22 protein-coding genes are annotated in these 23396 nt (G+C 67.2%); 5 read left to right on the top strand and 17 right to left on the bottom strand.

Annotated elements, in window-relative coordinates; all coding sequences use genetic code 11:
• Positions 1-29: 29 nt before the first annotated feature.
• From A5724_RS13840 to ftsY, 3 genes are all read right to left on the bottom strand, one after another.
• A complete protein-coding gene (locus A5724_RS13840) occupies positions 30-368 on the bottom strand; it encodes a P-II family nitrogen regulator (protein WP_003881099.1) in 339 nt (112 codons plus the stop codon).
• 5 nt (positions 369-373) lie between these two features.
• A complete protein-coding gene (locus A5724_RS13835) occupies positions 374-1732 on the bottom strand; it encodes an ammonium transporter (protein ID WP_197518648.1) in 1359 nt (452 codons plus the stop codon).
• Between the two features lie 175 nt (positions 1733-1907).
• Entirely contained in the window at positions 1908-3245 is a 1338-nt protein-coding gene (gene ftsY / locus A5724_RS13830; RefSeq protein WP_067802348.1) for a signal recognition particle-docking protein FtsY, read from the bottom strand.
• A gap of 49 nt (positions 3246-3294) precedes the next feature.
• On the opposite strand from ftsY, the gene fni reads away from it, so the two are divergent.
• A complete protein-coding gene (gene fni, locus A5724_RS13825) occupies positions 3295-4299 on the top strand; it encodes a type 2 isopentenyl-diphosphate Delta-isomerase (protein ID WP_369830636.1) in 1005 nt (334 codons plus the stop codon).
• A 51-nt stretch (positions 4300-4350) separates the two neighbouring features.
• Here the strand turns inward: fni and smc are convergent, their stop codons facing one another.
• The 14 genes from smc to A5724_RS13755 all read right to left on the bottom strand — a co-directional run bounded on the left by smc (position 4351) and on the right by A5724_RS13755 (position 19616).
• On the bottom strand, positions 4351-7944 hold the full coding sequence (gene smc / locus A5724_RS13820; protein WP_067802341.1) for a chromosome segregation protein SMC: 3594 nt from the start codon (positions 7942-7944) through the stop codon (positions 4351-4353).
• A gap of 26 nt (positions 7945-7970) precedes the next feature.
• On the bottom strand, positions 7971-8255 hold the full coding sequence (locus tag A5724_RS13815) for an acylphosphatase (RefSeq protein WP_067802338.1): 285 nt from the start codon (positions 8253-8255) through the stop codon (positions 7971-7973).
• Positions 8239-8655: an OsmC family protein gene (locus tag A5724_RS13810; RefSeq protein ID WP_067802335.1), complete on the bottom strand. Its 417-nt coding sequence runs from the start codon at positions 8653-8655 to the stop codon at positions 8239-8241. The genes A5724_RS13815 and A5724_RS13810 overlap by 17 nt, the downstream gene beginning before the upstream one ends.
• Positions 8656-8736: 81 nt before the next feature.
• Positions 8737-9627 (bottom strand): bifunctional DNA-formamidopyrimidine glycosylase/DNA-(apurinic or apyrimidinic site) lyase, encoded by an 891-nt coding sequence (mutM, locus tag A5724_RS13805; RefSeq protein WP_067802332.1) that lies wholly within the window; start codon positions 9625-9627, stop codon positions 8737-8739.
• Complete coding sequence (gene rnc / locus A5724_RS13800; RefSeq protein ID WP_067802328.1) at positions 9620-10360, bottom strand: ribonuclease III; 741 nt, start codon at positions 10358-10360, stop codon at positions 9620-9622. The genes mutM and rnc overlap by 8 nt, the downstream gene beginning before the upstream one ends.
• The gene (locus tag A5724_RS13795) at positions 10318-10902 is read right to left on the bottom strand and encodes a DUF177 domain-containing protein (RefSeq protein ID WP_067802325.1); all 585 of its coding nucleotides are present in this window, start codon (positions 10900-10902) and stop codon (positions 10318-10320) included. Before A5724_RS13795 ends, rnc begins: the two co-directional genes overlap by 43 nt.
• Before the next feature lie 30 nt (positions 10903-10932).
• Positions 10933-11670 carry a cell division protein SepIVA gene (sepIVA, locus tag A5724_RS13790; protein ID WP_067802322.1) on the bottom strand — a complete coding sequence of 246 codons (738 nt, stop codon included), beginning with the start codon at positions 11668-11670 and terminating at the stop codon, positions 10933-10935.
• A 250-nt stretch (positions 11671-11920) separates the two neighbouring features.
• Positions 11921-12487, bottom strand: coding sequence for a hemerythrin domain-containing protein (locus tag A5724_RS13785; RefSeq protein WP_067802320.1), 567 nt, complete (start codon positions 12485-12487; stop codon positions 11921-11923).
• Positions 12488-12571: 84 nt separating this feature from the next.
• Positions 12572-13060: a pantetheine-phosphate adenylyltransferase gene (gene coaD / locus A5724_RS13780; RefSeq protein ID WP_067802317.1), complete on the bottom strand. Its 489-nt coding sequence runs from the start codon at positions 13058-13060 to the stop codon at positions 12572-12574.
• Between the two features lie 24 nt (positions 13061-13084).
• Entirely contained in the window at positions 13085-13639 is a 555-nt protein-coding gene (rsmD, locus tag A5724_RS13775) for a 16S rRNA (guanine(966)-N(2))-methyltransferase RsmD (RefSeq protein ID WP_082965007.1), read from the bottom strand.
• Positions 13636-17019, bottom strand: coding sequence for a pyruvate carboxylase (locus tag A5724_RS13770; RefSeq protein ID WP_067802311.1), 3384 nt, complete (start codon positions 17017-17019; stop codon positions 13636-13638). Before A5724_RS13770 ends, rsmD begins: the two co-directional genes overlap by 4 nt.
• Positions 17020-17060: 41 nt before the next feature.
• Positions 17061-17693, bottom strand: coding sequence for a vitamin K epoxide reductase family protein (locus A5724_RS13765; RefSeq protein ID WP_067802306.1), 633 nt, complete (start codon positions 17691-17693; stop codon positions 17061-17063).
• Positions 17690-18475, bottom strand: coding sequence for a thioredoxin domain-containing protein (locus A5724_RS13760; protein ID WP_067802303.1), 786 nt, complete (start codon positions 18473-18475; stop codon positions 17690-17692). The genes A5724_RS13765 and A5724_RS13760 overlap by 4 nt, the downstream gene beginning before the upstream one ends.
• A 34-nt stretch (positions 18476-18509) precedes the next feature.
• Complete coding sequence (locus tag A5724_RS13755) at positions 18510-19616, bottom strand: alpha/beta hydrolase (RefSeq protein WP_067802300.1); 1107 nt, start codon at positions 19614-19616, stop codon at positions 18510-18512.
• Between A5724_RS13755 and A5724_RS13750 the strand changes: the two genes are divergently transcribed.
• The 4 genes from A5724_RS13750 (at position 19615) to A5724_RS13735 (ending at position 23373) form a co-directional block, all read left to right on the top strand.
• A complete protein-coding gene (locus A5724_RS13750; RefSeq protein WP_067802297.1) occupies positions 19615-20445 on the top strand; it encodes an aldo/keto reductase in 831 nt (276 codons plus the stop codon). The two genes, A5724_RS13755 and A5724_RS13750, sit on opposite strands and share 2 nt — an antisense overlap.
• Positions 20446-20450: 5 nt before the next feature.
• Positions 20451-21287, top strand: a complete 837-nt coding sequence (locus A5724_RS13745) for an aldo/keto reductase (protein WP_067802295.1) — start codon at positions 20451-20453, stop codon at positions 21285-21287.
• A 110-nt stretch (positions 21288-21397) separates the two neighbouring features.
• On the top strand, positions 21398-22456 hold the full coding sequence (locus tag A5724_RS13740; RefSeq protein WP_082965006.1) for an NAD-dependent epimerase/dehydratase family protein: 1059 nt from the start codon (positions 21398-21400) through the stop codon (positions 22454-22456).
• The gene (locus tag A5724_RS13735; RefSeq protein ID WP_067802292.1) at positions 22453-23373 is read left to right on the top strand and encodes a TIGR03619 family F420-dependent LLM class oxidoreductase; all 921 of its coding nucleotides are present in this window, start codon (positions 22453-22455) and stop codon (positions 23371-23373) included. Before A5724_RS13740 ends, A5724_RS13735 begins: the two co-directional genes overlap by 4 nt.
• The last annotated feature ends 23 nt before the right edge of the window (positions 23374-23396 follow it).

The raw sequence follows: 23396 nt of genomic DNA, 5'->3' as shown, positions 1-23396 counted from the left end.
GGGAGACGACGACTCATTTCACCTGCGGCTCAAAGGGCGTCGGCCCCCCGCTCCCCCGTGCGCACCCGGACCACGGTGTCGACTGGGCTGACCCACACCTTGCCGTCACCAATCTTCCCGGTCCGGGCTGCCTGGACGATGACGTCAACCACCTTGTCGACCGCGGAGTCATCGACGACGACCTCGACCCGCACCTTTGGCACGAAGTCGACCGAGTACTCGGCGCCGCGGTACACCTCGGTGTGACCTTTCTGGCGGCCGTAACCCTGAACCTCGCTGACAGTCATTCCAAGAATACCCGTCTGTTCGAGGCCGGTCTTGACGTCTTCAAGCGTGAACGGTTTGACGATCGCAGTTATCAGCTTCATGTTCCTCATCCCTCCGCGCCGTGACGGGCCAGTACCGAGCTGCCACCACTGACCGCGGCGAGGTCGTATCCGGTTTCCGCGTGTTCGGCCTCATCGATGCCTGACGACTCGTCCTCCTCGCTAATACGCAGCCCGATGGTGTATTTCACGATCAAGGCCACGATAGCCGTACCAACGGCGGAATAGAGCAGAACCGCCCCCGCACCAACCGCCTGGCGCCACAGCTGGTCGAAACCGCCGCCATAGAACAGACCATTGACGGCCGCGGGCGCATCCGACGTAGCGACCAGGCCCACCAGCAGGGTGCCGACTAGGCCACCGACCATGTGCACACCGACGACGTCGAGCGAATCGTCAAATCCCAGTTTGTATTTCAGGCCAACAGCCAGTGCGCAGATCACACCTGCGCACAACCCGACCACGATCGCGCCGACCACGTTGACCGACGAGCAGGACGGCGTGATCGCGACGAGGCCCGCCACGATGCCGGACGCGGCGCCCAGCGAGGTGGCCTTGCCGTCACGGATGCGCTCGGTGAGCAGCCAGCCCAGCATCGCCGTCCCCGTCGCGATGGTGGTGGTGATGAACGTCGCCCCCGCAATGCCGTTCGAGCCGACGGCCGAACCGGCGTTGAAGCCGTACCAGCCGAACCACAGCACGCCGGCGCCCAACATCACGAACGGCAGGTTGTGCGGCCGCATCGGGGTCTTCGGCCAGCCCAGGCGCTTGCCGAGGATGATCGCGAGCACCAAGCCTGCGGTACCGGAGTTGATGTGCACCGCGGTACCGCCTGCGAAGTCAATCGCCTTGAGCTTGTTGGCAATCCAGCCACCATGCTCGGCGGTGACACCGTCGAACGCGAACACCCAGTGCGCCACCGGGAAGTACACCACCGTGACCCACAGCGCCACGAACAGCAGCCATCCGCCGAACTTCAGCCGGTCCGCCACCGCACCGGAGACCAGCGCCACCGTGATGATCGCGAACATCAGCTGGAACGCCACGAAGACTGTCTGCGGGATGGTGCCTGCCAGCGGAATCGACACGGCAGGATCGGCTGAGTCCAGTTGCAGATAGGTGCCGCCGATCAGCCCCTTGAGGCCCCAGTACTGGGTCGGATTGCCGAACAGGTTGCCGACGTCGTTGCCGAAGGCCACCGAGTACCCGTACAGCGACCACAACACGGTGACGACGCCCATCGCGCTGACGCTCATCATGATCATGTTGAGAACGCCTCGTGCTCGGACCATGCCTCCGTAGAAGAAGGCCAGCCCCGGCGTCATCAGCAAGACAAGCGCTGCGCTTGCCAGCATCCATGCGGTATCACCGGTGTCCGGTATACCGAGGGTCGGAAATCCATCCACTCGCAGTTTCCTCCTTCGACACGCCACGGCCGCAACGTTTTTGCGACCGTTGACCTGGTCCAAGACTTTGCTGAGTGGTTGTTTCGGTTAAGACGCCACGGTGTTTCGCTCGTGTGAACGGATTGGCCGACGACGTTTCACCGGTGTTACGTCGTGCGGTTTTCGCGGCTGCCCGTTAACCGAGCAGCGCGTCGACGAAGGCCGCGGGTTCGAAGGGAGCGAGATCGTCGGGGCCTTCGCCGAGGCCGACGAGTTTGACGGGCACGCCCAACTCCTGCTGCACGCGGAACACGATGCCGCCCTTGGCGGTGCCATCGAGTTTGGTCAGCACCACGCCGGTGATGTCGACGACTTCGGCAAACACCCGCGCCTGCGGCAGGCTGTTTTGGCCGATCGTCGCGTCGAGCACCAGCAGCACCTCGTCGACTTCTGCCCGCTTGCTGACCACGCGCTTGACCTTGCCCAGCTCGTCCATCAGGCCGGTCTTGGTGTGCAGCCTGCCCGCGGTGTCGATGACGACGACGTCGGCGCCCGAGTCGATGCCCTTGTCGACGGCGTCGAACGCCACCGACGCGGGATCGGCGCCCTCGGCGCCGCGCACCACTTCCGCACCCACCCGGGAAGCCCAGGTCTGCAGCTGATCGGCCGCCGCGGCGCGGAACGTGTCTGCGGCGCCGAGCACCACGCGGCGGCCGTCGGCGACCAGCACACGGGCCAGCTTGCCGACCGTCGTCGTCTTGCCCGTGCCGTTGACACCGACGACCAGCAGCACCGACGGCTTGTCGTGGTGCGGCAACGCCTTGATCGACCGGTCCAGCTGCGGCTGGAGTTCTTCGATGAGCACCTCCCGCACGACGGCCTTGGCGTCGGCCTCGGTGCGCACCCGGCTGCTGGCCATCCGCGACCGCAGCGACGACACCACCGATTCGGTGACGACGGGCCCCAGGTCGGCGATCAGCAGGGTGTCCTCGACGTCCTCCCAGGACTCGTCGTCCAGGTCGCCGCCGCCGAGCAGGCCGAGCATGCCGCGGCCGAGCGTGTTCTGCGACTTGGCGAGCCGCCCGCGCAGCCGGTCCAGGCGCCCGTCAATCGGGGCGATCTCCTCGACGGGGGCAGGGGCAGGCTCGACGGGCGCTACCGGCGCTAACGGCTCTACCGGCGCTACCGGCTCTACCGGCGCTACCGGCTCTACGGGCGCTACCGGCTCGACGGCGGGCTCAGGCAGCTTGACGTCGGCGATGGGCCGTTTCGGCGCATCCCGCGGAACGGTGGCATCGTCGCCCACGGCGGGCAAGCCGCTGGTGTCGATGCGCTCGGCAGGCTGCGTCGGTGCCGATTGGGTGAACGTGATGCCCGAAGACGCGGTATATCCGCCGGAGCGGTCGATGGGCGTGGCAGTGTCTGCAGACGACAGATTGATGCGTCGGCGCCGGTATCGCACCAGCCCGACGACCAGCGCGACCACGAGCAGAACGGCAACGACCGCGATTGCGATCCACACAGCTTCAGACACGACGCCATTGTCGCAGGGGGCACAGCCGGTGACCGTCGACCCCGGCGGGATGGAGACCCGCAAACGACGGCACATCGACATGTGCCTGTCCGAGGCGGTCGATTTCCAGTCTGTCACCACCGGCCTGGAGCGCTACCGGTTGCCGTACAACGCGTTGACCCAGACGGATCTCGGCAGCGTCGATCTGTCCACCGAATTCCTCGGTGTGGCGTTGCGGGCGCCGGTGTTGATCGGCGCGATGACCGGCGGTGCCGAGCTGTCCGAAACCATCAACCGCAATCTGGCGGTGGCGGCGCAACAACTCGGCGTCGGCATGATGCTCGGGTCGCAGCGCATCATGCTCGACAAGGGCGCGGCGTCGTCGTCGTTCCGGGTGCGCGACGTGGCCCCGGATGTGTTGCTGATCGGCAACATCGGGTTGGCTCAGCTGAACGCGGTGATGGCGCCGGATCTCGTCGCGGCGCTGGATCACGTCGGCGCCAATGCCGTTGCGGTGCACACCAATCCGCTGCAAGAGGCGATGCAGCACGAGGGCGACACTGACTTCTCCGGATCGGTGGCGCGGTTGCGTGACATCGCGGGCTCGATCGGCTTCCCGGTGATGCTCAAGGAGGTCGGCCACGGCATCGGAGCGGCCGCGGCCGCTGAGTTGGTCGACTCCCCCATCGCCGCCGTCGACGTGGCGGGCGCGGGCGGCACGTCATGGGCGCGTGTGGAGCAGTTCGTCCGGTACGGCGAGATCCGCTACCCCGCGCTGGCCGAGTGGGGCATTCCCACCGCCGAGGCACTGGTCGAGGTGCGCCACATGCTGCCCGACGTGTCGCTCGTCGCGTCCGGCGGCATCCGCACCGGCATGGACGCGGCGAAGGCGTTGGCGATGGGCGCGGACGCGGTCGCCGTGGCCAGGCCGCTGCTGGCGCCTGCCATCGATTCGCCTGAGGCCGTGGCCGATTGGCTGCAGCGGTTCATCGACGAGCTGCTGGTGTGCCTACACGGGTGCGGTGCGGCGAATCTGGCGGCGCTCCGCCGCCGCGGAGTCACCAAAATCCAGTGATTCGTGCACGTTTCGAGCGCTCACCGCTCCGAAACGCACACAAATCGCCGATCAGTTGGCGGATGCGGCGGCGCCGACCAGTTCCTGGCCGCGCATGCGCTGGCTGATCACCTGGGTGATGCCGTCGTCGCGCATCGTGACGCCGTACAGCGCGTCGGCCACCTCCATCGTCGGCTTCTGGTGCGTGATCACGATCAGCTGCGACTGCGACCGCAGCTGTTCGAACAGCCCGAGCAGCCGGCGCAGGTTCACGTCGTCGAGCGCCGCCTCGACCTCGTCCATCACGTAGAACGGTGAAGGCCGGGCCCGGAAGATCGCCACCAGCATCGCCACCGCGGTCAGCGACTTCTCGCCACCGGACAGCAGCGACAGCCGCTTGATCTTCTTACCGGGCGGCCGGGCCTCGACCTCGATGCCTGTGGTCAGCATGTCGTCGGGATCGGTGAGCAGCAGCCTTCCCTCGCCGCCGGGGAACAGCGAGGCGAACACCGTCTGGAATTCGCGCTCCACGTCGGCGTAGGCCTCGGCGAACACCTGGAGGATGCGCTCGTCGACGTCGGCGATGACGTCGAGCAGGTCCTTACGGGCCGCCTTGACGTCCTCGAGTTGAGTCGACAGGAAGTTGTAGCGCTCCTCCAGCGCCGCGAACTCTTCCAGCGCAAGAGGATTGACGCGACCAAGTTCGTTGAGCTCACGTTCGGCTTTCTTGGCGCGCCGCTCCTGGGTGGGCCGGTCGAACGGCATCGGTGCGGGCGCGGTCACCTGCTCGCCGCGTTCACGCGCCTGCTCGTACTCCGCCATCTCCAGATCCGACGGCGGCAACGGCACGTCGGGCCCGTACTCGGCGATCAGATCGGCGGTCGCCATCCCGAACTGTTCAAGGACCGTCGCCTCGAGTTGCTCGATGCGAAGCGCCGCTTGCGCTTTGGCCACCTCGTCGCGGTGCAGCGCGTCCGTGATCGCGGTGATCTTCGCGGACAGTTCGTTGACTTCTTCCCGCGTCTTGGTCAGCGCGCCGGCGCGGTGCTGACGTTCGGCGGCGACCTCGTCGCGGGCGCGGGACGCGACGGCGACCGCAGCGCTCAGCCGTTGCGCGACAAGACGTCCCGATTCGGCCACCGCGGCCGCGACCGCTGCGGCGTGTTCGCGGGCTTCGCGTACACGCTGGGCCCGCAGCCGCGCCTCACGTTCGGCGGCCGCTGCCCGGCGCAGCGAATCCGCCCGTCCCCGAACAGCGTTCGCTCGCTCCTCGGCGGTACGCACCGCCAGCCGCGCCTCCACTTCGAAGGCGCGTGCGTGCTCCGCGGCCGCCATCGACGCCTGACGGTCGACGGGCTCGGCTTCGAAGGTCGGCTCCTGCTGCGCGTTGTGCAGCCGCTGCTCGAGTTCGGCGAGTTCCTCGACGGTGCGGTTGCGACCCGCCTCCAGCTCGTCGCGCTGCTGGATCAGCCGCTGCCACTCGTCGTCGGCCGCGCGGGCGTCCTGCCCGAGCCTGCCGAGTTGCTCATAGATCGCCGAGATCGCGGCGTCGGATTCGTTGAGCGCGGCCAACGCCTGCTCGGCCGCGTCCTGGCGGGCGGTCTGCTCGGTCAGCGCGCCCGACAGCGCAGCAGACAGCTCGGCCGACTGACGCTCGGCGTCGGCCAGTTCGGCGCGGGCCTTCTCCACCTCGGAGGTGATCTCCAGCGTGCTGGGTTTGCGGTCAGAGCCGCCGCTGACCCAGCCCGCGCCGACAAGATCGCCGTCGCTGGTGACGGCACGCAGTTGCGGCCGCGACGCGACGAGATCCAGCGCAGCGGCGAGGTCGGCCACCACCACGACACCGGACAGCATCGCGATGATCGCGCCCTGTAGCCGGTACGGCGCCTCGACCAGGTCGACGGCCCACGACGCGCCGTACGGCAACGGGTCGCGCGGCGCAGGGTGATGCGGCCAGTCGCTCAGCACGATGGCCGCCCGGCCGCCGTCGGATTCCTTCAGCGCCGCGACGGCCGACCGGGCCGCGCCGAAGTTCTCCGCGGCGAGGGCGTCCGCGGCGGCGCCCAACACGGCGGCCACCGCCACCTCGTATCCGGGCCGCACCTTCACCAGATCGGCGATCGACCCGAAAATGCCTGCGCCACTGTGATTCTGCTGCAACCAGGCGGCGCCGTCCTTGCGGTCCAGCCCGACCGACAACGCCTCGATGCGGGCCCGCAGCGAGGCGACCTGCCGTTCGGCGGCGCGTTCAGCGGCCTGCAATTCGGCGACGCGTTCGTCGGCAAGTCGCAGCGCGGCGACCGTGCGGTCGTGGTGTTCGTCGAGACCCACCTCGCCGGCGTCGAGTTCGCCGACGCGGCTCTGCACGGTCTCGAATTCTGCCTGCATCTGTTGCGCCTTGGCGGCGGCCTCCTCGATGCCGCCCGTCAACCGCGCCACCGTCTCGTCGATCGACTCGACCCGGGTTCGCATGGTGTCGACCTGTCCGGCCAAGCGCGCCAAACCTTCTCGGCGGTCGGCTTCCGCCCGGGCGGCGGCCAGATGAGCCCGTTCGGCCTCGGCGGCCACGCGCTCGCATTCGGTGAGCTCGGCGCGCGCCGACTCCAGGTGTGCCCGCGATTCGGTCAGCTCGGCGAGCAGCCGCCGCTCCTGTTCGGCGACCTCGTCGGCTTGGGCCTCGAGTTCGTCGGGGTCGGGACCGGTGGACACGTCCGGCTCGGCCTCGAGGTGTTGTGCGCGCTCGGTGGCGATGCGCACAGTCGCGCTGACCCGTTCGGCGAGCGCCGACAGCCGGAACCACGTCTGCTGCGCCGCATCTGCGCGCTCACTGAGCGAGGTGACCGCCGCCTCGTGCGCATTGAGTTCGACGGTCTTGGCGTCGTGCAGCGTCGCGGCCTCGTCGTGTTCACGGCGCAGCGTGGTCTCGGCCTGATCGGTGTTGTCGAACTCCGCCTTGCGGGTGACCAGGTCGTCGGCGGCCAACCGGAGCCTGGCGTCGCGCAGATCGGCCTGGATGGTCTGGGCGCGCCTGGCCATCTCGGCCTGCCTGCCGAGCGGCTTGAGTTGGCGGCGCAACTCCGTGGTCAGGTCGGTCAACCGAGCAAGGTTTGCCGACATCGAGTCGAGCTTGCGGACAGCCTTTTCCTTACGCTTGCGGTGCTTGAGCACGCCCGCGGCCTCTTCGATGAACGCCCTGCGATCTTCGGGGCGCGACTCGAGGATCTCCGAGAGCTTGCCCTGGCCGACGATGACGTGCATCTCGCGGCCGATGCCGGAGTCCGACAGCAGTTCCTGGATATCCATCAAACGGCAACTGCTGCCGTTGATTTCGTATTCGCTGGCGCCGTCGCGGAACATCCGCCGGGTGATCGACACCTCGGAGTACTCGATCGGCAGCGCGTTGTCGGAGTTGTCGATCGTCACGGTGACCTCGGCGCGGCCCAACGGGGCCCGCGACGACGTCCCGGCGAAGATGACGTCCTCCATCTTGCCGCCGCGCAGCGTCTTGGCGCTGTGCTCACCCATCACCCAGGTGAGTGCGTCGACCACGTTCGACTTGCCCGACCCGTTCGGACCGACCACGCAGGTGATCCCGGGCTCGAAGCGCAGAGTCGTGGGTGCGGCAAAGGACTTGAAGCCCTTCAGCGTCAGACTCTTGAGGTGCACAACGCGCCACACTACCGCCGCGGAGGCTAACGTTCGGTGAACCCCTGAAGCGAGTCGCCAGGTTCTGACCAGTCGGCGATGACTTTGTCGACGCGACCCGGGGTGTTGCCGCTTTGCAGCAGGTCAAGCAGCCGTTCGCAGGCCTCCCGAGGGCCCTGGGCGACCACTTGGACGCGACCATCGGGCCTGTTCGAGGCGTATCCGACCAGGCCGAGTTCCAACGCCCTGGAGCGGGTCCACCATCGGAACCCGACCCCCTGGACATAGCCGTGCACCCATGCCGTCAGCCGTACCTCAGCTAACTCCTGCATCACCGACCTCAAACGTCACTTTGGTCCCAGACTTCAGCGTGCGGCCGACCGTGCACACCTGATCGATCGCCCGCTCGACGACCGTGAGTACCCGCGCCACCTCGTCGGCAGACAGTCCCGACAGGTCGAGTTCCATGCGCTCCTCGAGCAGCGGGTAGCGCTCCTGGTCGCGGTCGGCGGCACCGGACACTTTGATCGTCGTCTGGTAGTCGTCGCCGAGGCGTCGACGCAGCGGCGCATCACTGGCCATCCCGCTGCAAGCCGCCAGCGCGATCTTCATCAGCTCGCCGGGGGTGAAGACGCCTTCGACGTCCTCGTTGCCGACGAGCACCTCCGCGCCGCGCGTGCTGCGCCCGGTGTAGCTGCGCACGCCGGTGCGCTCAACCCACAGTTCGGTCATGACTCCTCTTCCTCGCGAGAGACCGCAAAATGCCACACATTCACGGCGTGTCTACGTACAAACACGGTCTGTCGCGGCAGCTTATTCCCGGCGGACCCGCGGGGCCGGTTGGCATTTCGGGCAGTAGAACGACGACCGGTTCATGAACTTCTCCCGCCGCATCACCGCGCCACACCGCCGGCACGGCTCACCTTCGCGGCCGTAGGCATCCAGCGACCGGTCGAAGTAGCCGGATTCACCGTTGACGTTGACGTACAGCGAGTCGAACGACGTGCCACCCTCACCGAGCGCGTCGGTCATCACCTCCGCGGCGGCGTCGAGCAGTTCGGCCAGCTTCGCCCGCGACAGCGACGACGCCAGTCGCGCGCCGTTGACCCGCGCGCGCCACAGCGCCTCGTCGGCGTAGATGTTGCCGATGCCCGACACCACGGTCTGGTCGAGCAGTTGACGCTTGATCTCAGAATGCTTGCGGCGCAACACCGTAACGACACCGTCGCGGTCGAACCGAGGGTCGAGCGGATCGCGAGCCAGATGCGCGACGGGCGTCGGCACGTCGGTGCCGTCCACGGTGACCAGCTCGGCGAGCATCCAGCCGCCGAACGTGCGTTGGTCGACGAAGCTCAGCGCGGTGCCGTCGTCGAGCAGTGCCGCGATGCGCAAATGGTTCTCGTTGGGCACCTCACCCAACAACATCTGCCCACTCATGCCGAGATGCACCACCAACGCTGTGCCCGATTCTCCGCGCCCGAGAGGCTCGTCGATCCCGTCGTCCAGCGTCAGCCACATGTACTTACCCCGCCGCCCGGTGCCGGTGATCTTGGCGTCGAGCAGTCGGGCAGTCAGGTCGGCGGGACCTGCCTCGTGCCTGCGCACCGCGCGCGGATGGTGCACCCGCACGGCGGTGATGGTTCTGCCCGTCACGTGGGCCGCCAATCCGCGCCGAACGACCTCGACTTCGGGCAGCTCAGGCATCTACACCGGAGGTGGACAGCGCGGTCCACGCCGCGGCTGCGGCCTTCAACTCGGCCTCCTTCTTGGTCCGCCCGACGCCCTTGCCGTATTCGACATCGGCGACCACCACCGTCGCGGTGAACTCCTTGTCGTGGTCGGGGCCGGTGGAGGTCACCACATACGACGGCGCACCCATGCCCCGCGACGCGGTCAGCTCCTGCAGGCTGCTCTTCCAGTCCAGGCCGGCACCCAGCGTCGGGGCGGTGTCGAGCAGCGTGCTGAACAGCTGCATGATCACTTCCCGTGCGACGGCGATGCCGTGCTCCAAATAGATTGCGCCCAAAAGGGATTCGACGCCGTCGGCCAGGATGCTCGACTTGTCGGCGCCGCCGGAGTGCTCCTCGCCCTTGCCCAACAACAGGTACGCGCCAAGGCCGTCGTCGGAGAGCTGGCGTCCGACGTCGGCCAGCGCCTGGGTGTTGACGATGCTGGCGCGCAGCTTGGCCAGATCGCCCTCCGAGCGGTCGGGGTGGCGGTGGTAGAGCTCTTCGGTGATGGTCAGGCCGAGCACGGCGTCGCCGAGGAACTCGAGGCGCTCATTGGTCGGCAGCCCGCCGTTTTCGTAGGAGTAGCTGCGGTGGGTCAGCGCGATGGTCAGCAGTTCGGCGGGCAGGTCGACACCCAAGGCTTTGAGCAGCGGTCCCCGGTCCGTCACGGCTCGTCCTGGTCCAGCAGACCTGCGAGCTTGGCCCATCGCGGGTCGATCTGCTCGTGGTGATGATCCGGCTCCGCGGTGGCCAGCGGCACCCCGCACTGCGGGCACAGCCCCGCACAGTCTGGTCCGCACAGCGGTGAGAACGGCAGCGCCAGCCCGATCGCATCGATGATCGGCTGCTCGAGATCCACGGTGTCGGGCTCACCCGACGCGCCGACCCGCCCGATCTCGTCGGACTCGGTGGTCGCGTCGGTGGTGCTGTCGGGGTAGGCGAACAGCTCAGTGAGCTGGATTTCCACGTCGCCGGTGATCGGGGTCAGGCAGCGCGCGCACTCACCGGCCGTCGGCGCCGACACCGTCCCGCTGACCAGCACGCCTTCGGACACCGATTCGATGCGTAGATCCAACGTCAACGGTGCGCCCTCGTCGATCCCGATCAAGTCCAGGCCGATGCGCGACGGGCTGGGCACCGTTTCGTTGAACGTCATCATCGAACCCGGCCGACGGCCGAGCCGCGAGATGTTGATGACCAGCGGCGACCGTGACGCGCGGCGCGCCGCCGCCTTCGCATGCGTCGCCATGGATGTGGATTCTACGGCGACGACGGCCGGCTACCGTGCGGCGTAGTCGTGTGTGCCCGCCGCGGTGCGCAGCTGGTGACGTCCGCGGCCCACCGATCGGATGGTGCCGTTGAGGAAGTCTTCGAACTCCGCGAGCTTGTTGTCGACGTAGATGTCGCATTCGCCACGCAGCCGGTCGGCCTCGGCGTGGGCCGAATCGACTAGTCGGGTCGCCTCCGCGGTCGCGGTCTGCACGATCTCGGTCTGCGACACCAGCCGCTGCTGCTCCTTGATGCCTTCCTGGACCGCCTTCTCGTAGGCGAGGTTGCCGTTCTCGATCAGCCGGTCGGCCTCGGTCTTCGCGCGCCCGGTGCTGGCCTCGTACTCACGCTTGGCGGTCGCGAGAATGCGTTGCGCCTCATCGCGGGCTTCGGCGACCATCCGCTCGCTGTGCTGACGGGCCTCTGCCACCATCCGGTCGGCCTGCGCCTTCGCGTCGGCGAGCAGCCGGTCGGCTTCGGCGCGCGAATGGTTGATCAACGAATCCGCCTCGGCGGTGGCCGTGGCCACCATCTGGTCGGAGTGTTCCTTGGCTTCGCGCAGCATCCCGTCGCGGGCGTCGAGCACGTCCTGCGCGTCATCGAGTTCGCCGGGTATTGCGTCCTTGATGTCGTCGATCAATTCGAGGACATCGCCGCGGGGCACCACGCAGCCGGCCGTCATCGGCACGCCGCGGGCTTCTTCGACAATCGCGCCCAGTTCATCCAGCGCTTCAAACACTCGGTACACGGCAACACCCTCCAGGCGTAGTTGACAGTTACTAGTGTGCCTGGTGTTACCCGTGTGACTCAGCTTCCGGGCCGGTGTGTCGTGCTGGACCCTTTTGCTGCGCCTGCACTCTCCAGGCCGCAACTCCCGTCTGAATTGCTTTCCCGACATTATGTCAACATGCGGCAACCGTGCTTCTCCGCAGCCGTCCGGCAAACTGAAACCGCCCGCACCCCCGAGGTGGCGGACGGTTTCAGTCGGGTTCAGCACACTATGAGGTGGCCTGTTTGATCAGGTCGCGGGCCCTGTCGAGCATCGAGGCAAACGGCCCCGCAGCAAAGTTCATCTTCGCCGACTCGACACCGGCGTGCGGACGGGTCGGGGCGATCGCCTCGGCCGCCTGCACCGCCTTGGCCATCCTGCCGAGGTCGTCTTTGTCCAACTCGCGCTGAAGCTTGTTGAACTCTTCGTTCTCTTCGTGTTCGGCATGGTCGACCACGGCGTCGCGGAACTTCGTCAATTCGTCGATGAATTCCTTGGACGAGACGTCCATGCTCTCCAGGTTGGAGAGCTGTTTCTTGGCCTCGTGCTCCTCTTCCAACCGGGCGTCCACTATCTCATCGCCATTGGCGACTTCGCGCCGCGCCCGCGGGTGCACCACCATCTCCTCGGCCGTCTCATGCACCGCCAACAACTGACGCAAGTCCATGAACGCCTTTTCGCGGGCCTTCGGCTCGGATGCCGAGAAGACCTCCTCGAACATGTCCTTGATCAGGTTGTGCTGATCCTTGAGGAACTTCACGACGTCGTCCGTCGACTGAACGAATGTTTCGACCACGGCGATACACCTCCGCTATTCGTGGGTTTGACTGGGCGCAACGGGGCTGAGCGCCACCCAACGCCTACCCGCGGAGGACGTAGATTAACCCTTGCGTTGCGCGTTCAGCTTGTCCTGCAGGCGCACGTTGACCGGCTCGGGCAGCAGCGCGGAGACGTCGCCGCCCAGCGTGGCCACCTCTTTGGCCAACGACGACGACACGAACGAATACCGCGGAGTGGTCGCGACGAAAAACGTGTCCACGCCTGCGATGTGCTTGTTCATCTGTGCCATCTGCAGTTCGTATTCGAAGTCGGTGCCGGTGCGCAACCCCTTGACTATCGCGGTCAGTCCGCGGGCCTTGACGAAGTCGACCACCAATCCCTGCCCCGACTCGACCCGCAGGTTGGGCAGGTGCGACGTCGACTCTTCGATCATCGCGATGCGCTCGTCGAGGCTGAACATGCCCTGTTTGTTGGGATTGATCAGCACCGCGACCACGACCTCGTCGAACTGAGCGGCCGCGCGCTCGAAGATGTCGACATGACCGAGGGTGACCGGGTCGAAGGAGCCTGGGCAGACGGCGCCACTCATGATCGAAGACGCTACAGGGGTCGGCTAGGTGCGCTCGGCCAACTCGATGCGGGTGTCGCCGTACCGACGCGACGGCCACGGCTGCCATCCGTCGGGCCAGCCCAACTCCGGACCCGATGCGGCACGTTCCACGACGACGACGGTGCCGCCGCGGACCCATCCCCCGGTGTCCAGCCCGGTCAGGATCGCCTCGATGTCGGTGGCAGGCACGTCGTACGGCGGGTCGGCGAACACCAGATCCACCGCCCGCGGTGCGCCGCCTGCCAACACGGCGACGACCGGTCCGCGGCGCACGTCTGCGGACCGGGCGCCGAGCGCGGCGATGTTCGCAGCGATGACCGCCGCGGCGCGGGCGTCGGATTCGACGAACACCGCCGACGCCGCGCCCCGCGACAGCGCCTCGAGTCCGAGCGCACCTGAGCCCGCGTAGAGGTCGAGCACCGCGGCGCCCGAGAAATCGATGCGGGACGTGAGCACGTTGAACAACGACTCGCGCACCCGATCGGTGGTCGGACGAGTTCCCGTGCGCGGCACGGTGATTCGCCGACCGCCGTACGCGCCGGCGACAATGCGGGTCAGCTGATCACCGCCAGCAGGTCACCGCCTTCGACCTGCGCGGTGGCCGACACCGCGACCCGGCTGACCTTGCCCGCCTTGGGCGCCGTGATCGCGGCTTCCATCTTCATCGCCTCGATGGTGGCGATGGTCTGCCCGGCTTCGACCTGATCGCCGTCGGACACGCCGACGGTGACCACACCGGCGAACGGCGCCGCGACGTGGTCGGGGTTGGCACGGTCGGCCTTCTCGGCGGCCGGGATGTCGCTGGCGATGCTGCGGTCGCGCACGACGACCGGTCGCAGTTGGCCGTTGAGAAGGCACATCACGGTGCGCATCCCGCGTTCGTCGGCTTCGGAAACGGCCTCGAGTCCGATCAACAACTCGACGCCGCGTTCCAGCTTGACCCGATGCTCGTCACCCTGGCGCAGACCGTAGAAGAACTGGTTGGCCGACAGGCTCGTGGTGTCGCCGTAGGTTTCCCGGTGCGCCTCGAATTCCTTTGTCGGGCCGGGGAACAACAACCGGTTCAGCGCGGCCTGCCGCGTCGGGCCCGCTTCGTTGAGCGCCGCCTCGTCCTCGGCGGACAGTTCCTCGGTCGGCTTGGCCGGTGGCCGCCCGGCCAACGCCTTGGTGCGCAGCGGCTCCGGCCAGCCGCCCGGCGGCTCGCCGAGCTCACCGCGCAGGAAGCCGATGACCGAGTCCGGAATGTCGAATTTCGCGGGATCGGAGGCGAATTCGTCGGCCGACACCCCCGCCCCGACCAACGCCAAAGCCAGATCACCGACCACCTTCGACGACGGGGTCACCTTGACCAGCCTGCCCAGCAGACGGTCGGCGGCGGCGTAGCTGGCCTCGATCTCCTCGAACCGGTCGCCGAGCCCCAACGCGATGGCCTGCTGGCGCAGATTCGACAGCTGCCCGCCGGGGATCTCGTGGGTGTACACCCGCCCCGTCGGGCCAGGGATACCAGACTCGAACGGCGCGTACACCTTTCGCAGCGCCTCCCAGTACGGCTCCAGATCGCAGACCGCCGACAACGACAGACCGGTGTCGTATTCGGTGTGTGCGGTGGCCGCCACGATCGATGACAGCGACGGCTGGCTGGTGGTGCCCGCCAGCGGTCCCGAGGCGCCGTCGACGGCGTTGGCACCGGCCTGCCAGGCCGCCAGATAGGTGGCCAACTGTCCACCGGGGGTGTCGTGGGTGTGCACGTGCACCGGCAGATCGAAACGGCTGCGCAGCGCGGTGACCAACTGATGGGCAGCCTGTGGACGCAGCAGCCCCGCCATGTCTTTGATCGCCAGCACGTGGGCGCCTGCCTCGACGATCTGCTCGGCCAGCTTGAGGTAGTAGTCCAGCGTGTAGAGATTCTCGCCGGGGTCGGACAGATCGCCGGTGTAGCTCATCGCGACTTCGGCTACCGCAGTTCCGGTTTCCCGCACCGCGTCGATCGCGGGCCGCATCGAGTCGACGTTGTTCAACGCGTCGAATATGCGGTAGATGTCGATGCCGGTGGCGGTGGCCTCCGCGACGAACGCGTGGGTGACCGTCTCCGGGTACGGCGTGTAGCCGACAGTGTTGCGTCCCCGCAGCAGCATCTGCAGGCAGATGTTGGGCACCGCTTCGCGCAGCGCGGCCAGCCGCTCCCACGGGTCTTCCTTCAAAAACCGAAGCGCCACATCGTAAGTCGCCCCACCCCAGCACTCGATGCTCAACAGTTGCGGGGTCATCCGCGCGACGTACGGCGCGACCATAAGCAGGCCGGTGGTGCGTAGCCGGGTAGCCAGCAGTGACTGGTGCGCGTCGCGGAACGTCGTGTCGGTGAGGCCGACGGATTTCGAGTCACGCATCCACCGGGCGAAGCCGTCGGGCCCGAGTTCGGTGAGCAGTTGCTTGCTGCCGCGCTGCGGCGCCGCGTCCAGATCGGTCTGCGGCAGCTTGTCGTGCGGATAGATCGTCGACGGTCGCGCGCCGTGCGGCTGGTTGACCGTGACATCGGCGAGGTAGTTCAGGATCTTGGTGCCGCGGTCGGCGGGGGTGCGCGCGGTCAGCAGATAGGGCCGCTCGTCGATGAACGAGGTTGTGACGCGGCCTGCGCGGAAGTCGGCGTCGTTGACCACCGCCTGCAGGAACGGGATGTTCGTCGACACGCCGCGGATCCGGAACTCGGCCAGCGCGCGGCGCGACCTGGCCACCGCGGTGGAGAAATCCCTGCCCCGACAAGTCAGCTTGACCAGCATCGAGTCGAAGTGCGCGCTGATCTCGGCGCCCAGATGCGTGCCGCCGTCGAGCCGGATCCCGGCCCCGCCGGGCGTCCGGTAGCCGGTGATCCGGCCGGTGTCGGGCCGGAATCCGTTGGCGGGATCCTCGGTGGTGATCCGGCACTGCATCGCAGCACCGTGCAGCTGCAGCGAATCCTGGCTCAGCCCAAGGCTTTCCAACGTCTCACCGTCGGCGATGCGCATCTGGCTGGCGACCAGGTCGACGTCGGTGATCTCCTCGGTCACGGTGTGTTCGACCTGGATGCGCGGGTTCATCTCGATGAACACGTAGTGGCCGCGCTCGTCGAGCAGGAACTCGACGGTGCCCGCGTAGGTGTAGTCGATCTGGCGGGCGAACGCCACGGCGTCGGCGCAGATCTGGGTTCGCAGTTCGTCGGCCAGGTTCGGCGCGGGCGCCAGTTCGATGACCTTCTGGTGCCGACGCTGCACGCTGCAGTCGCGTTCGAACAGGTGCATCACGTTGCCGTGCGTGTCGGCCAGGATCTGCACTTCAATGTGGCGTGGGTTGATCACCGCCTGCTCGAGGTACAACGTCGGGTCGCCGAACGCCGACTCGGCTTCCCGCGAGGCAGCCTCGATCGCCTCCGGCAGCGACGCCAGGTCGGCGACGCGCCGCATCCCGCGCCCACCGCCGCCCGACACCGCCTTGACGAACAGCGGGAAGTCCATCCCCTGCGCGGCCGCCATCAACTCGTCGGCCGACGCCGACGGCGCCGACGAGTTCAGCACCGGCAACCCTGCCGCCCTGGCCGCCGCAATCGCCCGCGACTTGTTGCCCGCCAACTCCAGGATCTCGGCGCTGGGCCCGACGAACGTGATGCCCTCGGCGGCGCATGCGGCGGCGAGGTCCGGATTCTCGGACAGGAAGCCGTAGCCCGGATAGATCGCATCGGCGCCGGCCTCGCGGGCCACCCGGACGATCTCGTCGACCGACAGATACGCCCGGACCGGGTGGCCCTTCTCGCCGATCTGATACGACTCGTCGGCCTTGAGCCGATGCAACGAATTGCGATCCTCGTACGGATAGACGGCTACCGTCGCGATGCCCATCTCGTAGGCCGCGCGGAAGGCGCGGATCGCGATCTCCCCGCGGTTGGCGACCAAGACCTTCGAAATCACCTGCTGACCCTATCGCCCTGCGGCGCTGTGGTGTCCCGCGGTCAGAGCAGGGTGGACCAGTAGTCCCAGAAGCGCACCAGAATCATGAGGATCAGCGCGGTGAACCACAGCGCGACCAGCGACCATCGCCACGTGTACACCACCCTGGCCACCGCATTCGACTGCAGCGGTTGCAGCGCGATCGAGGCGACCACGCAGAACAGCGTGATGGTCACCGCCCATACCGCCATGCAGTACGGGCACAGCGCGCCGATGCGGTAGAGGCTCTGGAAGATCAGCCAGTGCACGAACACCAGGCCCAGCAGCGTGCAGCCCGCCAGGCCGGCCCAGTACCAACGCGGCAGTCGCACATTCGCCAGCGCGAGCACCCCGGTCACCACCACGACCGTGAACGCCACGATGCCGATCAGCGGGTTGGGGAACCCGAACGCCGACGCTTGCGGGGTGACCATCACCGAACCGCACGAAAGGACGGGGTTGATGCTGCACGACGGGACGTAGGCCGGGTTGATCAGGATTTCGATCTTTTCGACCGTCAGCGTGAGCGCTGCGGCGAGGCCGACCACGCCCGCGATCAGGATCCAGACCGCGCTCGCTCTGCGCACCGGCACCCGGTTCGGCGCATTCGCCGCGGCCGGGGTGGGCTGGACGTCGCTAGGCGCGGTCGCGGTCATGGCGCGGGTGCCGGTGCCTGTGCTGGTGCGGGAGCCGGAGCGGCCGGTGCCGGACCGTCGAGACCGGGCACGTTGCCGACGATCTCTTTGACCTTGGCGACCAGCGCGTCAGGCGTCGTCGGCGAGTATTCCTGCCCGTTGATCTTGATGGTCGGCGTCGCCTGGATACCCGCGGCCTGGGCCAGGCCCTGCGCCATCTCGGTGTAGCGGCCCTTGTTGATGCAGTCCGGCACTTTGCCTGTGACACCGGCCTGACGGGCAATCTCGATCAGCCGCGCGTTGTCCGGATACGAGGCGGCGCCCTCCTGGGGTTGCTGGGCGAACAGCGCGGCGTGGAACCGACGGAAAGCTTCGTTGGATTCATCGGCGACGCAATAGGCGGCGTTCGCGGCGCGGGACGAATAGCCGTCACCCTGGCGATCCAGGATCGCGACCATGTAGTAGTCGGCGGCCACCGCACCGGTGTCGATGAGTTTGTTCACCGTCGGCCCGAACTGCTGCTCGAACACGCCGCAGTGCGGGCAGAGGAAGTCTTCGTACATGGACAGCACGACCTTGGGTTCGTCGCTGCCTTCCTTCTTGATGACGTTGCTCGACGCCACGCGGACGGCCTTGGTCTCACCGGACTCGGGCTTCTTGTCGTTGGACAAGACGATGTAACCCACCAGCACGACGGCGAAGATCACCACGATCGAGGTCAGCCCGATCTGGATCGCCAGGTTGCGCTTGCGGTCGGCCGCCTTCAGGTCGTAGCTGGCTGGTTTCTTGGGTTTGGTCGCCACGGGTCAAGAGTACCGGCGGCGTACAGCGCGGATTTCAGGCGCGGGCGAGATGGGCCCGCAGGGCAGAGACGGTTTCGGTCATCGCCGCCGTGCTGCCCCCGCCCAGCGGGAAGAAATTGGCGAACGCGTGGATGAGGGAACCGAACTCGCGGAAATCGACCGGCACACCGGCCTGACGCAGCGCGTCCGCGTACTGCCTGCCCTCGTCACGCAGCGGGTCGAAGCCCGCGGTCAGCAGCAACGCGGGCGGCAGACCGGAGAAATCGTCGGCGAGCAGCGGAGACACCCGCGGATCGGTGGCGTCGACGGCGGCGCCTTCCACGAACTGGTGCCTGCAGAAGTCGATGTCCTGTTTGGTCAGGAAGAACCCGTCGGCGAACAGCGTCTGCGACCGGGTCTGGCCGCTGTAATCGGTGACCGGATACAGCAGGAACTGCAACGCGGGCAGCGGGCCGCCCTCGTCGCGCGCCCGCAGCGACACCAGGGCGGCGAGGTTGCCTCCGGCGCTGTCACCGCCGACGGCCACCCGGCCCGGGTCGGCGCCCAACTCACCGGCGTGGTCGAGGGCCCACCGAAACGCGGCGTACGCGTCGTCGGCTCCGGCGGGTGCCTTGTGCTCGGGCGCGAGGCGGTAATCCACCGACAACACGTGCAGCCTGCCGTCGCGGCAGATGAGCCGGCACACGTCGTCGTGTACGTCGAGGTCACCGATGACCTGGCCGCCGCCGTGATAGAAGACCAGCAACGGTTCGCCGTCACCGTCGACGGGCCGGTAATGCCGCGCGCCGATCGGGCCGGCCGGCCCCGGAAGCGAGAGATTGGTCACCGACGCGACGGGGATGTTCTGCTTGAAGCCTGCGGCGGTGACGCGCAACTGTGCCCTCGCCACCGCGACGTCCCTGTCGGCGATGAGACAGTTCAGGCCCGCGACCGTCATCCCGGCGAGCAACAACTGCAACGTCGTGTCCAGCGTGTTGCCATCGATCGTGATGGAACGCCCGCCCAGCAGAAGCCGTTTCACCGCATCCGGAATCCGGGGCAGCACCCGCAACGTGGCGGCGGAGACCGCGTTGACGATCGGCGGCTTGGCGGGCCGCGCCGCGACGCGGGCCGCCGCCGGTGCTGGCAGACTTTGAGTCATGGCTGCTCCCTTGATCACGCTCAACGACGGAACTTCGATGCCTCAGGTGGGGCTCGGTGTCTGGCAGACGCCGCCGGAAGAAACGGAGCGTGCCGTCAGGACCGCACTGGAGGCCGGGTACCGCCACGTGGACACGGCCGCAGGTTACTTCAACGAACGCGAGGTCGGTAAGGCGGTGGTGGCATCCGGTCTGCCGCGAGAAGACGTCTTCGTCACCACCAAGCTCTGGAACGCCGACCAGGGCTACGACAGCACGCTTGCTGCGTTCGACGCCAGCATGGAACGTCTCGGAATGGACTACCTGGATCTGTACCTGATCCACTGGCCGATGCCCGCGAAGAACGCGTTCGTCGACACCTTCAAGGCCTTCGCTCACCTCCGCGACCAGGGCCGCATCCGGTCGATCGGGGTGAGCAACTTCGAGCCCGAACACCTGCGGATCCTGATCGACGCCACCGGAATCGTGCCCTCGGTCAACCAGATCGAACTGCATCCGCTGCTGCAGCAACAGGAGTTGCGTGAGATGCACGCCCAACTGGGCATCGCGACAGAGGCGTGGAGCCCGCTCGGGCAGGGATCGCTGTTGAGCAACCCGACGGTGACGGGCGTCGCCGACAGCCACCGCAAAACGCCAGCCCAGGTACTGATTAGGTGGCATATCCAACTCGGCAATATAGTCATCCCGAAGTCGGTGACCCCCGAGCGAATTGTGAGTAACTTCGACGTGTTCGATTTCGAGCTGAGCGAGCAGGACATGGCGTCCATCTCGTCGCTCGGCGACGGAACGCGACTGGGTCCCGATCCACGGACGTTCAACTTCACAGGATAGGTGTTATGACGCCGGCTGCGATTCCCACCGTCACGCTCAACGACGACAACACGATCCCGGTGATCGGCCTCGGGGTCGGTGAATTGTCCGAGTCCGAGACCCAGCAGGCGGTGACGGCGGCGTTGGAAGCCGGCTACCGACTCATCGACACCGCGGCGGCCTACGGCAACGAGGAAGCCGTCGGCCGGGCCATCGCCTCCTCGGGCGTGCCGCGTGAGGAAGTGTTCGTCACCACCAAATTGGCCACCACGGATCTGGGCTTCCAGTCGTCGCAGGACGCGCTCAAGGCCAGCCTCGAGCGGCTCGGCCTGGACTACGTCGACCTCTACCTGATCCATTGGCCGGCAGGCGAGCAGGGCAAGTACATCGACAGCTGGGGCGGCATGATGAAGTGCAGGGAGGACGGCGACGTCCGGTCGATCGGCGTGGCCAACTTCCACGAAGAGCACCTGTCCAACGTCATCGACCTGTCCTTCTTCACCCCGGCGGTCAACCAGATCGAATTGCACCCGCTGCTCAACCAGGCGGAGCTGCGCAGGATCAACGCCGAACACGGCGTCGTGACCGAGGCCTACGGTCCGCTGGGCGTCGGCAAGCTGCTGGACAACCCGACCATCGCCGGCGTCGCGGAAGCCCACGGCAAGACTCCGGCACAGGTGTTGATCCGCTGGAGCATCCAGCTCGGCAACGTGGTCATTCCCCGCTCGTCGAACCCGGAGCGCATCAAGTCGAACCTCGACGTGTTCGACTTCGAATTGACCGAGGAGCAGATGGCCACGCTCAACGGCCTCGACGACGGCACCCGCTTCCGTCCGGACCCCGAGACCTACACGGGTACGTAACCGGTTTTCCCGGCCCCGAATACGAGTACGCGCTTACTCTATTCGGCGCTGCTGCGCGCCATCACGATTGCTGAGGAGGCACTCCAAACAGCTTTACGGATCGGCACCGCATGAAGGTCTTCTGCACCGGAGCGACGGGTTTCGTGGGCGCCCACAGCGCGCTGGCGCTGGTCGCGGCGGGCCACGAATTGCGGTTGTTGGTCCGCGACGAGGAGGCCGCGCGCGCCTGGTTCGATGCGCGCGGGCGTCATATCGAGCGGTGCGTCACCGTCGGTCTCGGTGACACCGCCGCGCTGACCCGCGCGATGACCGGTTGCGACGCCGTCTTGCACACCGCCGCAACGGTGTCCGTCGACCCCCGCAGGGCGCGCGAGATGTACGAGACCAACGTCGGCGGGACCACGGCGGTGCTCAGCGCGGCCTGCGAAGCTGGCATCCGCAATGTCGTCTACGTCTCCAGCGTCATGGTGTTCTTCCATCCCGGGGCACCGCGCGTCGATGAGGACACTCCGCTGGCCGACGTGTGTGATCCCTATGCACGGTCGAAGCGTGACAGCGAAGTGGTCGCCCGCGGATTCCAGCGCCGCGGCACGCCGCTGCAGATCACCTATCCGACGGCCGTCATCGGCCCTCACGATCCCAAACTGAGCGCGGCCAACCGGGCGTTGGCGATGTGCGTCGGAAAGGCGCTGCCGCGCAGTACCACCGGCTTTCAGTGTGTCGATGTGCGCGACCTCGCCGAGGCGCACGTGTGGCTGCTGGAACATCCGCCGGCGGCCGATTTCCAGGACGCGCGCTATATCGTCGGCGGCCACTTCCATCCGTGGGACGATCTGCGGCGGCGCCTCGAGGCGGTGCTGGGCAGGCGGCTGTTCAGTCCCCGCGTTTCTCCGCGGGTGCTGCGCGCGGTCGGCGTAGCCGCGGATGGGGTGAAAACGTTGGTGCCCTTCGACACTCAGATCTCCGCCGAAGCGATGGCCATCAACACGCAGTGGCCGCCTGCGGATTCCAGCCGCTTCCTGGCGGCGTCGGGCCTGCGGTTCCGCTGTGTCGACGACACGTTCACCGACACCATCCGCTGGATGGCCGAGGCCGGACACCTCCCCCGCAAGAAGGCAGGCCGATTGGCTGTCGAGGTGTCGTCTATCGAAAGGCACAGTGCGCCATGAAGTTTTCTTTGACGATGCCCAACACCGCCCGTGTCATGGCGCTGTCGCAACCCTTCGAGGCCGACGTCACAGGCGCCGATCAGATCAGGGTCGCAAGGCGCGCGGAGGAACTCGGATTCGACATGATCCCGATCCCGGAACACTTCGTGGTGTCGAACTCACACGTCGACCTGTCCGGCCCGCACTACTTCCACTCCACCGTCGCGCAGGCGTTCCTGGCCGGTGCGACGCAACGGATTCGGCTCGTCTCCAGCGTCACACTGTTGCCGGTGCAGCACCCGGTGGTGATGGCCAAGGCCATCTCCACCGCCGACTGGATGAGCAACGGTCGAATCGGTGTCACGTTCGGGGTGGGTTGGGACGCCGAGGAATTCAAGGTCCTGGGCGTGCCGTTTCACGAGCGAGGCCGGATGGCCGACGAGTACCTCGCCGCGATCGTCGAGTTGTGGACCAGCGATACCCCGGAATTCGACGGCAGGTACGTCTCTTTCAAGGACGTGACGTTCGAACCGAAGCCGATTCAGAAGCCGCATGTGCCGATCTGGATCGGCGGTGACGCCGAGCCGATGCTGAAACGAGCGGCCAAGTATGCGTCGGGGTGGTTCCCGTGGCTGACGCCGCCCGCCGAGATTCCCGCGAAGCTCGACTTCATCAAGTCGCAACCCGGCTATGACGGCAGGCCGTTCGAGGTGCTGTACGGCCTCGGCGTCTCGCAGATCGGTGAGGGTCACGTGGTCGTCGACGACCCCACCCAGCGGCCGGGCATGAGCGTCGACGAGATCATCGACCAACTCGGCTACTTCTCCGAGTTGGGTGTCACGATCACCGGTGTGCCGATTCCGCCGGTGCCCGACGTCGACGCCTACCTGGACTACCTGCAGTGGGTGATCGAGGAGGTCAAACCCAAGGTGCCGTAGTCGTTGGCCCCCGGCGAGCAGAC

Origin of the sequence: Mycobacterium sp. ACS1612 (genome assembly GCF_001667505.1) — a bacterium.
Lineage (GTDB): Bacteria > Actinomycetota > Actinomycetes > Mycobacteriales > Mycobacteriaceae > Mycobacterium.
This window is presented reverse-complemented; position numbering and strand designations above follow the sequence as displayed.